This is a genomic window from SAR324 cluster bacterium (genome assembly GCA_029245725.1).
Taxonomy (GTDB): domain Bacteria; phylum SAR324; class SAR324; order SAR324; family NAC60-12; genus JCVI-SCAAA005.
In genome coordinates this window covers 1-9,756 of sequence record JAQWOT010000168.1, presented here as the reverse complement: position 1 = coordinate 9,756, position 9,756 = coordinate 1, and the positions used below count along the sequence as shown (strand labels likewise).

Genomic DNA, 9,756 nt, shown 5'->3' with positions numbered 1-9,756 from the left:
CACTCTAAACCTTTGAAAATATTAGACACAGTCACCATCCCAACTGCTGTGATTGTTTCTGAATCGATCTCAAAATTTTGATAGCTTCAGTAATGATGAATCATGTCTCCTGCTGCTCCGACCAGTTTGTAAGCCACTGTTTCTCGATGAGGAGGTTCTTTCATGTAGACTGCAAAAGTGCCGTTGCTCAATTTGAATTTAAAGAGGTGCAAGGACGCTGTTGCCTCATGATAGAACGATTAGCAGGTGATACTTCTTTATCTATCCCCTAAGTAAATTGACTAACATCCAATGATTTGAATTTTTTGTAGAAATCTAGCGATCAACCTTCGAGAAGAATCATTTGCATTGTCGACATATCCACTCCAACTTCATCGAGTGCATCTTGATTTTCCGCCATCACTTTTTGCATGGTTTCCATTGATCCAACTTCTTGAACAACATAAGCCCGACCAGTGTCAGGGTGATATCCATACCCAACTACATTCACTCCAGCATCTGAGCGTATCTGCTTATGGCGATCACTTTCGAAGACGCTTTTCCAATGATCCCAGCCTTTTGTAATTTTTGCAGATGCAAGAATTTTCATTTTGTTCCTTTGGTTTAAGATTCTTAAATTTAGTCAAATTTTTAAGCCCAGTGCCACATTTCCCAGTTAGCATTCCCTGCAGCATCAACATCATATTCTTGAACGATTGCCTTACCGTTCAAACTCATCAGAGATGGTGCCGTGGTTTCGATGTAAACAATTCCACGAAATTTCGTTGAACCATCTGGCTCAGTTCTGCCAACACCACTTGCTCTCAAAGTAGCCACTCCGTCAGCAGCCATTAGTATGGCTGAATTTGGACATTCTCCGTACATGCTGCCATCAGCTTTCATTTCAGCGTGATATGTACCCATGAACTGAACATCAACTCCTGTAATCTTCCCACTACCTTGAGCAGTGATTTCAAATTTTGGCAGGGTTCCTTCTGTAGGTAGTACCTTGCTAACAGAGGTTGCCGTGGCTGATCCAATTTTTTCGCCTAACATAAATACTCCGTTTCATATCGAGTTGAAGAAATCTTTGTTCGGGTATTGGTTATGACCGATATTTAGTCATGAAGGCCTCCTATACCAACTGGGAGGAAGTCAAAAATCAAGTAAGTCTGAAATGATCGGATGCTTTTTTAGCTTATTATCTGCTTTTACCAGATATAATTCAGTGTTATAGCAAATTGAGAAAGATGAGACTCAGTTGGTCTAAATTCAAAGTTGCTCTATTCAAGTAATTTAGCTAGTGCGATTTACAACTCTGCTGAGTCTACTTTCGAAGATAGGATAGATCTTTTGAGATTTAACGCTGAAACCAACAAAATTTTATTCCCCAAGCTCTCTCGAAAGTGTGTTTTCTGATACTACGGGAGGTGTATAGAGGTTAATGCTTGTTTCTTTTCCCTCACCAGAATCCTCCAACAACTCCACTGAATAGATCTTTGTGGTGGTTGAATCAAAACTAACTTCAGTCTCTTCGAGAAGATCCTCATGAATTTCTTCAGCAAAGTATCCTACTAATTCTTGCTCCAAACGACTATAAAGCTCTTTCATCACATCATCACGACTACCAAATTCAATCTCTAGTTCCTTGATTACTTCTGGCGAGACTTCATAAATCACATCCAAAGACAGCTTGAGTTTCATTCAGTTTGTATTCGCTTTAAGTACTTGAATATCATTTTAAGTTACACTCTTTACTTTATAGATTTAAATTTAAGTAATTTTCTCGAGGGAGTAGACAACATCAACACAGTTGTTCGCTTTATCCCACTCTTTCATTTCGGGGCTTGTCATTAGCGTTTGTAAAGCTTCCATGTCAGTGACATTCATGAACATCGCAGTTTTATGTTCGTTAATTTCGGCAATTTCATATTCAGAAATAAACTTTTTGGTCTCTTCTTCATATGATTGCACCATCTTTTTGAAATCCTCTACGGTACAACTGTACTCCGATACAACACATAGATTCATAATTCCTCTTGAAATGAAGAAATCCAAATATGACTGATAAATTAGTACGTAGGCCCAAGAATCCAAACTAAAAATGTGGAATCCCGTTCGGTTTGAGACATAGCCAAACCAATGATTTATTTATTGGGCGCCTGATAGGCAGAAACCACTTTGTTGGCAGTTTCCATTGCCGCTGTCATCGACTTGGAATCAATGATTTCGATCGCTTCAAAAGAGCTAAAGGTTCCAGTTGATGAAGTAACCATTTCAACAGCAGCCATGTTTTCTGCACTGCCTTCCATGATCGCCACGATCTCCGCGCTGCTCACACTGAAGTAGAGGTTATGCATTTTTACATTGAGTGCAGAAAATAGTTTATTGGCAGCCGCCTCACGATCTTGGGGGTTATCAACCATTCCCTTGAATGCCGCGTTGCTATACTTTGCTCTGGCCAGATAAAGTGCCATGATTTCTCCTTGCTGTTGGGTACATGATTGTGATGCGAGCATTAACGCATCAATGGTTAAAGTCTAACTAAATAGTCAGTAGAGGAAACTTTCAATAGATTTTTCGGAGTACCAGCAGAGCCAACAAACTAGATCTGAGGCTCAATGAGGTGGCTCAATCACATAACCCCTCACAGGGCAATCCATCTTTGTCACCGTCCAAGCGACTGATTCCACATTGATGCAAATAATGGAAGCTGGTACTGGTCTGCAATGGGTGATTGATCAGACAGGACGAAGGTGAGTGATAAAAGGTTCATGTAAGGGTCTTGGATATTGAAATTAATGGGTTGAGACTAATCAAAATTTGAGCAGTGAAACTCAAAACTTTTCAACCAGTCCTCAAATATGATCAACACCTCTACACATTATTACTGGAGAATCTTCTGTAGATTCTGCAAGAATACTGTTTGCGTGTCTGTCTTAAAATTTGGTTGATCGAAATGAACTCGCCAATTACTTATCGAAATAGCCTGATTTTCACAAAAGTGAAGACCAGATATTCGTTATCAAAAGAATTTCCTCCAAAATAAGTTTACAACTGATAATCCCTCGTATCCCATTTTTTGAAGTAGGTGTACAAGCAATTGCAATGGTTCAATAAACTAAAGACTTTTGAGAAATTTTGCGACACCTTAATTCTGCTACAATTAGTCTACTTGGGGAATCATGTAAATAAATGATATTGTGTAACTACAGTTTAATCATCAGGTTTTAATTGTCTTCACTGTAGAAATTAGCTACATCACGTAGCTCTTTACCTCTTTAAAAAAACCAATTTAATTAATTCAACACAAAAAAATTTATGAAAAATTTAGCACTGAAGAAGAAATTAAAAGAAGGAGATTTAGTCTTGGGTACACTCATCGTTTCAACATCACCTTTTTGGCCAAAAATCTTAAAAGATTGCTCACTAGATTTCATCTTTATTGATACTGAACACATAGCTATAAGTCGTGAAACACTATCATGGATGTGTAGGACATACTCAGCGATGGGACTGCCTCCCTTGGTGAGAATGAAATCTCCAGATCAATATATTGCTACTGAGTTCTTAGATGATGGAGCAGCTGGAATTATTTCTCCGTATACTGAGACAGTCACTCAAGTTAAAGAATTAGTGGGTGCGACTAAGAAGAGACCACTAAAAGGTAGTAGGTTAAACCAATTGATGGCAGGTAAGAAAAACTTAGAAGAATCATTAGATGATTATATAAATAAATTCAATGAAAATAATTTATTAATATTAAATATTGAGAGTGAACCTGCTATAGAAAATCTTGATCAGATTTTAGAAATTGAAGGCATTGACGCTATCCAGATTGGTCCACATGATCTTACAACTAGTTTAGGAATTCCTGAAGAATATGATAATCCCATTTACCTAAATACTATTGAGATGGTCTTCAAGAAAGTCAGATCAAAATCTATTGGTGCAGGAATTCATGCTTGGGGTACTCCTGAGTATCAAAAGAGATTACTGGACCTTGGTGCAAATATGCTAATCCATAAGGCAGATGCTCTCTTCTTTAGGGATGGATTAGAGAATGATCTCAATGAAATTAGGAGTTTAGTTGGTGAGGATAACATCAGTAGAAGAGAGAATATTAGTATTTGAAAAAATATTAGATTTTTTGAGTAAAATTGATGATTTTATGCATCTGAATAAATAAAGATGGTTACTTGATCCTAGATATATTGATAAGTGGGCGGTCTGCAACTAAAGATAAGATAGAATTCATAAGTCTTGACAAATATTTATTGGAGTAGAGATTCTCAGCATGAGTTGCGATTAAACAATTGAAAACTTCAATGGCCATCTTCCAAAATTAACAACTGATATTCCAAGGTAATGATATTTAAAAACTTTATGACCACACTCACCTCTGCTGCTTGGCCCTTTTGATTGGATGCGCTCCCTCTTCATAAGATAGCGGTGCATCATCTGGGACTTCAACTTCATTTCCTGAACTTGTGGGCAAGTGGAATAGTGATTGTAGTTTCGATGGGGAAGCTCTTTACACCAAATCTTCTATGGAGATTTCTGGATCAGGTATCGCAACAACTTCATTATACTATTCAGATACCACCTGCAGTTCAGAGGTAATGAAGGAGGCAAGTACATATTCTGACTTTAAAGGCACAAGTTCTGAGGCTGGAGATGGAACGAAGGGATACCTAATCACAGCCAAAATTCAGACTTATACTCTAACAATAACCAACGACACTTATACAACGGCTGTAAATAGCACAAGTTTCTGTGGATTGACTACTTGGGTGACTGGTTCACAAGTAGATGTTTTGGGTAAGATGTGTGATAGCAGTACCTATCCAGAGAAAAACACAACCCTTTATAACAGCATAGTTGGATCAGAAACTTCCTTGATAATTGGAGATTATGCCGAAGGTGGATACCCATCTTCTCCTTCATCACCAGTTGTTTTTATGAAGGAGTAACGAATTTACTGACGCAGATATAATTGAGATTGGCAATTTAGTAATAGCTTATTGTTTTAGATAGACTTGATGTGCGATTCTAGATAATTGCATCACTTCGATTTCCATCTGCGTGATGCGACTTTCTCTCTGCAGAAATTCTTCAAAACAATCAACCCCAACAGCAGAATCTTAAGAAGTTGAGGGAGTCCCCAGTTTGATTAGTTGCAAAGACTCCTACACGGCACATCATCACAATCCAAATTCTTCATTCCACACTGGATCAAGTATGCCTTAGCTTAGTCGAAGCGCTTCATATGGCTACAGTAGCGTTTTGCTTGATAGTCGACCTCGGCAGTCATGCTATTCACTGACTCTGGTTACTTGACGTAGGAGGGACATTCAATGCATTTCTAATGGCATATCAACGTACATTCACAAAGAAATCGGGGAACACAATGAGGACTACAACCAGATTGAAAATCATGATTGTAATGGTTGGGACTTTTTCTCTCGTAAGTTCAAACAATCTGCTAGCTTGTCACGAATCTGATTTTGATGGAGATGAACTGCTGGTGGGTACATCTTTTTTTGGAGGTCATACTGGCGATAACAAAATGGGAAGAGCTGTTTCGGTGAGAGAAAATGTCAAAATATTGACCGGAAACATTACTCAGGCAACCACCATTACCTCCAATTACACGATTGATACTTTCGCAACAACTACAAACTGCAACTGGCGTACTGCCAATATCCAGAAGTTCTTCAATGATAGTTACCAGCAGATCGCAGAAGAGAGCGCCAAAGGATCTGGGCAGCATCTGGAAGCATTAGCCTCACTGACTGGATGTTCTGTTGACCAGTACGCAGCCTTTGAGACTGTCATTCACCGCAACCATGGATACGTTTTTGCGGACAAAGACTACGATGGTTCCATCAACAATTTCTTCACAGTCCTCAACACAGATAAAGATCTGAAGCAGTGCTTGGGACATTCGTAGGTATTACGCTGCTCAATCACACAGCGCTTCACACGGTACACCATCCCTATCTCTGTCCAGATTCTTCATTCCACATTGAATTTGGTACGCCTTGGCCTCATCACAGGTTGACATATCCTTACAATATCTCTTGGCGGAGCAATCCACTGAATCAAAGGGTTGCTTGTTGCTGAATAGAGCGATCGTTCCAGCACACTCTTCTGTCATTATGGGTTCTTTCAGAATCGAGTCTCTGCAAGATTTTCTACAAAACCCAACCATACATTGCCTCTGAAATGACCAGATGTATTGCTTGTTTCTATGAACAGATCATTGAGACACCCAGCAAAGTCATAAAAATATCAGATCAAACTCTTTCGAAGTATCTGTTTCAACTACTCAGCACCTAGTTTCCAATCGAAATCCTCCCAATTCCATTCCTGATCTTCGCTTGGGTCTTTATCTAATTCCTCAATTACTGATTCTTGACTAACAATCTTTCCGTCTTTGTAGTGAACAGAAGTTGTAACTGAATTGAAAATATCGATGTCTCTGAATCGGTTGTACCTTTGAAGACGCACTAAATTATCGCTCTCAGATACGCTTATTGGTCTGGTGAGTATGAGATCATGCCTTAGAGTTAGCATCACTTGTTTGTCAGATTCTAGGTTGACTTCAACTCCTGCAACAGGATCAAAGGAGGAGTAATCTGGATGATAAATTTTATCAACCAGTGAGGCATCTTCTTTTGTTATTACAAGTTCCCAAGCTTTAATAAATGTCTCTGCTTTTGTCATTCTTCCTCACTATGTTGCTGATATCCGTGATTTGATTGTGCTGATCGTGCAGCCTACCAACTTCTCTCTAGCCAATCACTCGTAGCCCTCCCAGTTCCAGTCTTGGCCTTCGCTGGGATCATAATCTAATTCTTCTCGGACTGTTTGTTGATTAATTACTTTCCCAATTTTATAGGTAATTGCTGTCATCACTGAATTGAAAATATCGGCACTGGCAACTCTTGAATAGCGATGGATACATACAAATTCTTCATTTTCATAGATCCTGTGCATAGGCCCAACAGTAATCAGATCACCAATTCCAGAAAGAATGGATTTGCTCATTTCTTTGTTCACCGACATGCGCTGATTCATAGACTCGTAATCGGGGTGCACGATCTCATCATACAATGTTAAATCGCCTTTCATTACAAACTTTGTAGCTTTATCAAATTGTTCAGCTTTGGTCATTTCTCTCCTAATGCTTAATTTAATAATTTGATTTCTACGTTGGTATAAGCATTCGCTGCTTGCTGATCAACCAAAGTTTTCCAAGTTCCAGTTATATCTTTTGGGGAGTTCAAATTCATGTGTGTGTGAAATTTGTATGTAAAATTCAATTTCAGAAAAAAATTGTCTTGTCTTTGTTAAATTTAGCTAGGCTAATCTAATTTTTTCTTATGAATTTATAAAAAATGTAGCTAAGTAAAGATCTACTCAAAAATAAAAGCAAAGAATTGGTAGATTTTTAATTTTTTGGTGAGATGTGAAATGACAACACTTTCTGAAATAAAAAAAGAGATTCGTCCAGATTGGTACAGATGTCCAATTGAAAAAGTGGTTCTGAGCAAATTATGTTTGAAAAGTGACAAAAAAGGTTTTGTCCAAGCAGGTGGACATCTAGCTATATTTTTGATGACAGGTGGTCTGACATATGTTTTTTGGCATAACAGCGTCTGGTACGCTTTTTTAGCAATGTTATTTGTACATGGTACTGTGAGCAGTTTTTTGTCGGGTGTCGCACCTCATGAACTAGCACATGGTACTGTATTTCATACTAAATTTTATAATAAGTTTTTTCTGTATCTTTACAGTCTAATAAGTTGGTGGGATCCCTACGATTACGCTTCCAGTCACACATATCATCATCGGTACACTATGTACCCTGCAGTCGATAGAGAGAATTTGCTACCGCTTCAACCCTCTCTTTCACCTGTTACATTAGTTCAAATCTTTACATTAAATCTCTTCTCAAAACCTGATAGAGTATTTAGTAAAGGGGGATTTTTCTCCACAGTATATTTGACAGGTCTTTCTTCTTTTGGAAGGATTGGATCCACAAAAATTCCATGTCAAGAATGGTTGCAAGCATTGCATGATGACCAACCATCACAACATCGAAAATCAATACTTTGGTCAAGAATACTACTTCTTTTTCACAGTTGCATCTTAATGGTTTCAATAACTTCTGGACATTGGTGGCTCTTTTTAGTGATTACTCTTAGCTCATTTATGGCAAATTGGGCTTCATATTTTGTTGGTCTAACTCAACACTGTGGGCTACAAAACAACGTCCCTGATTTCAGGAAAAATACTAGAACCATTACATTGAACCCAATTTTATCTTTCCTGTATTGGCACATGAATTGGCATATTGAACATCATATGTTTGCAGGGGTTCCGTGCTACAATTTACAAAAATTGCATAAGGAAATAAAATTTGACATGCCTGAACCGAGAACTTTGATTGATGCTTGGAAAGAAATGATTGAAATATGGAGAGTGCAAAAATTTGATCGAGACTATCAGTTTGATACGCCCATACCAGATTCAAGACTGAAAGATAAAAGAGTTAATACTGATCCTCTAGCATCATCAATTGGGGATCTCGCTCCTAATCTTTAAGAATTGCTACAATCACACGTATAATATTGATTAGTCCTTTCATGTCCCAAAAAATTGTTTCCAATTTTGATAAAAAATGCTCAACGTTTTAACTCTGACTATCTTGTGCAAGTGTCTGTGATCTGATTTCTGCGATAGTGTAGTACTCCCACCGCTTGCTGATCACTCGTAGTCTTCCCCGTTCCAATTCTGCCCTTCTCTGGGATCATAGTTTAGTTCTTCTGCAATGGTCTTCTGATTAATAATTCTACCCTAACTATAGGTAGCTTTTGTAGTAAAGGAACGAAATATTTCTGCCTCTCTGAATATGCTGCAAGTTTGGATACACAACAGATTTTCATTCTCAGAAACACACTTGTAAGAACCAATAACAATTGAACTGCTCAGAGCTAAAAAAAACCACTGTTTTGTCATCCTCAAGATTTGCTGTAATTCCTGTAGTGTCCACAAAAACTGAATATTCAGGATGGTAAATTTCATCCACAAGAGAAAAATCTCCTTTGCATCTCAGACCCCACACTCTCCCATATGCTTCTGCTTTCGTCATTCTCACTCAAAAAATGGTGTTTACAGTTCGATTGGATTGAAGTTGAGTCTCAACATTGGATAGTTCATGAAGGCATTAGCAGTGAAAACAAGTATCAACAATCTTTAATGGCTGTATCTCCGTTGGGCATAATTGTGTTACAGAATTTGGCACCAATCAGATCAGCAAAGTCTAGTGTCGCTCCCCTCAGCACTGCTCTTTCAAATCGGGCATTGCGCAAATTGACCTCTTGAAGATTGGCACCTGTTAGATCAGCCCCATGCAGATCGGCACCCAGCACCACAGACCTCGTCAGATTAGCATTTTGCAAATTTGCTCCGCTGAGATATCCATCAGTCAAATTTGTGCCAACCAAGTAGACTCCAATCAAATAAGTCCCCCGCATATTTGCAAAATCCAAGTTAGCATCACGTAAGCTAACATTTGCTAAGTTTGTCAAATCCAATTTGGCAGCTTGTAGATTGGCTCCATTTAGGTCTCAACCAAAAAGGGAAGCCTCAGTCAGGTTGCAACCAATGCGGCGTTGGAGCTTAAGGGTTGTTTAGCTTATGGATGAGCAGTTTCAAAGAAACTTCCAACATCGTTTTTGATTTGCTCTAGCAAAGCGTTTTACGATG

The 9,756-nt window shown here is 38.5% G+C and carries 15 protein-coding genes and 1 pseudogene; 4 read left to right on the top strand and 12 right to left on the bottom strand.

What is annotated here, in order from left to right; translation table 11 throughout:
• Positions 1-322: 322 nt before the first annotated feature.
• From P8O70_08785 to P8O70_08760, 6 genes are all read right to left on the bottom strand, one after another.
• Positions 323-589, bottom strand: a complete 267-nt coding sequence (locus tag P8O70_08785; protein ID MDG2196972.1) for a hypothetical protein — start codon at positions 587-589, stop codon at positions 323-325.
• A gap of 41 nt (positions 590-630) precedes the next feature.
• Complete coding sequence (locus P8O70_08780) at positions 631-1,035, bottom strand: hypothetical protein (protein ID MDG2196971.1); 405 nt, start codon at positions 1,033-1,035, stop codon at positions 631-633.
• A gap of 327 nt (positions 1,036-1,362) precedes the next feature.
• A complete protein-coding gene (locus tag P8O70_08775) occupies positions 1,363-1,683 on the bottom strand; it encodes a hypothetical protein (protein MDG2196970.1) in 321 nt (106 codons plus the stop codon).
• Positions 1,684-1,752: 69 nt separating this feature from the next.
• The gene (locus P8O70_08770) at positions 1,753-1,956 is read right to left on the bottom strand and encodes a hypothetical protein (protein ID MDG2196969.1); all 204 of its coding nucleotides are present in this window, start codon (positions 1,954-1,956) and stop codon (positions 1,753-1,755) included.
• A 170-nt stretch (positions 1,957-2,126) separates the two neighbouring features.
• Positions 2,127-2,456 carry a GYD domain-containing protein gene (locus P8O70_08765; GenBank protein MDG2196968.1) on the bottom strand — a complete coding sequence of 110 codons (330 nt, stop codon included), beginning with the start codon at positions 2,454-2,456 and terminating at the stop codon, positions 2,127-2,129.
• Positions 2,457-2,610: 154 nt separating this feature from the next.
• Positions 2,611-2,709, bottom strand: a complete 99-nt coding sequence (locus tag P8O70_08760; protein MDG2196967.1) for an excalibur calcium-binding domain-containing protein — start codon at positions 2,707-2,709, stop codon at positions 2,611-2,613.
• Positions 2,710-3,300: 591 nt separating this feature from the next.
• Here P8O70_08760 and P8O70_08755 point away from each other — a divergent pair.
• From P8O70_08755 to P8O70_08745, 3 genes are all read left to right on the top strand, one after another.
• The gene (locus tag P8O70_08755) at positions 3,301-4,113 is read left to right on the top strand and encodes an aldolase/citrate lyase family protein (GenBank protein ID MDG2196966.1); all 813 of its coding nucleotides are present in this window, start codon (positions 3,301-3,303) and stop codon (positions 4,111-4,113) included.
• A gap of 356 nt (positions 4,114-4,469) precedes the next feature.
• Positions 4,470-4,952 carry a hypothetical protein gene (locus tag P8O70_08750; protein MDG2196965.1) on the top strand — a complete coding sequence of 161 codons (483 nt, stop codon included), beginning with the start codon at positions 4,470-4,472 and terminating at the stop codon, positions 4,950-4,952.
• A 464-nt stretch (positions 4,953-5,416) separates the two neighbouring features.
• Positions 5,417-5,932 (top strand): DUF3015 family protein, encoded by a 516-nt coding sequence (locus P8O70_08745; protein MDG2196964.1) that lies wholly within the window; start codon positions 5,417-5,419, stop codon positions 5,930-5,932.
• A gap of 12 nt (positions 5,933-5,944) precedes the next feature.
• Here the strand turns inward: P8O70_08745 and P8O70_08740 are convergent, their stop codons facing one another.
• From P8O70_08740 to P8O70_08730, 3 genes are all read right to left on the bottom strand, one after another.
• Positions 5,945-6,139, bottom strand: a complete 195-nt coding sequence (locus P8O70_08740) for an excalibur calcium-binding domain-containing protein (protein ID MDG2196963.1) — start codon at positions 6,137-6,139, stop codon at positions 5,945-5,947.
• Between the two features lie 167 nt (positions 6,140-6,306).
• The gene (locus P8O70_08735; protein MDG2196962.1) at positions 6,307-6,708 is read right to left on the bottom strand and encodes a hypothetical protein; all 402 of its coding nucleotides are present in this window, start codon (positions 6,706-6,708) and stop codon (positions 6,307-6,309) included.
• Between the two features lie 75 nt (positions 6,709-6,783).
• Positions 6,784-7,158 carry a hypothetical protein gene (locus P8O70_08730; protein MDG2196961.1) on the bottom strand — a complete coding sequence of 125 codons (375 nt, stop codon included), beginning with the start codon at positions 7,156-7,158 and terminating at the stop codon, positions 6,784-6,786.
• Between the two features lie 300 nt (positions 7,159-7,458).
• Here P8O70_08730 and P8O70_08725 point away from each other — a divergent pair, with 300 nt between their 5' ends.
• Complete coding sequence (locus tag P8O70_08725) at positions 7,459-8,592, top strand: fatty acid desaturase (protein MDG2196960.1); 1,134 nt, start codon at positions 7,459-7,461, stop codon at positions 8,590-8,592.
• A 343-nt stretch (positions 8,593-8,935) separates the two neighbouring features.
• On the opposite strand, the gene P8O70_08720 is transcribed toward P8O70_08725, so the two are convergent.
• From P8O70_08720 to P8O70_08710, 3 genes and pseudogenes are all read right to left on the bottom strand, one after another.
• A complete protein-coding gene (locus P8O70_08720) occupies positions 8,936-9,139 on the bottom strand; it encodes a hypothetical protein (protein ID MDG2196959.1) in 204 nt (67 codons plus the stop codon).
• Positions 9,140-9,233: 94 nt separating this feature from the next.
• Complete coding sequence (locus P8O70_08715; protein ID MDG2196958.1) at positions 9,234-9,524, bottom strand: pentapeptide repeat-containing protein; 291 nt, start codon at positions 9,522-9,524, stop codon at positions 9,234-9,236.
• Positions 9,519-9,602, bottom strand: a pseudogene (locus tag P8O70_08710) (pentapeptide repeat-containing protein). Before P8O70_08710 ends, P8O70_08715 begins: the two are co-directional and overlap by 6 nt.
• Positions 9,603-9,756: the final 154 nt, after the last annotated feature.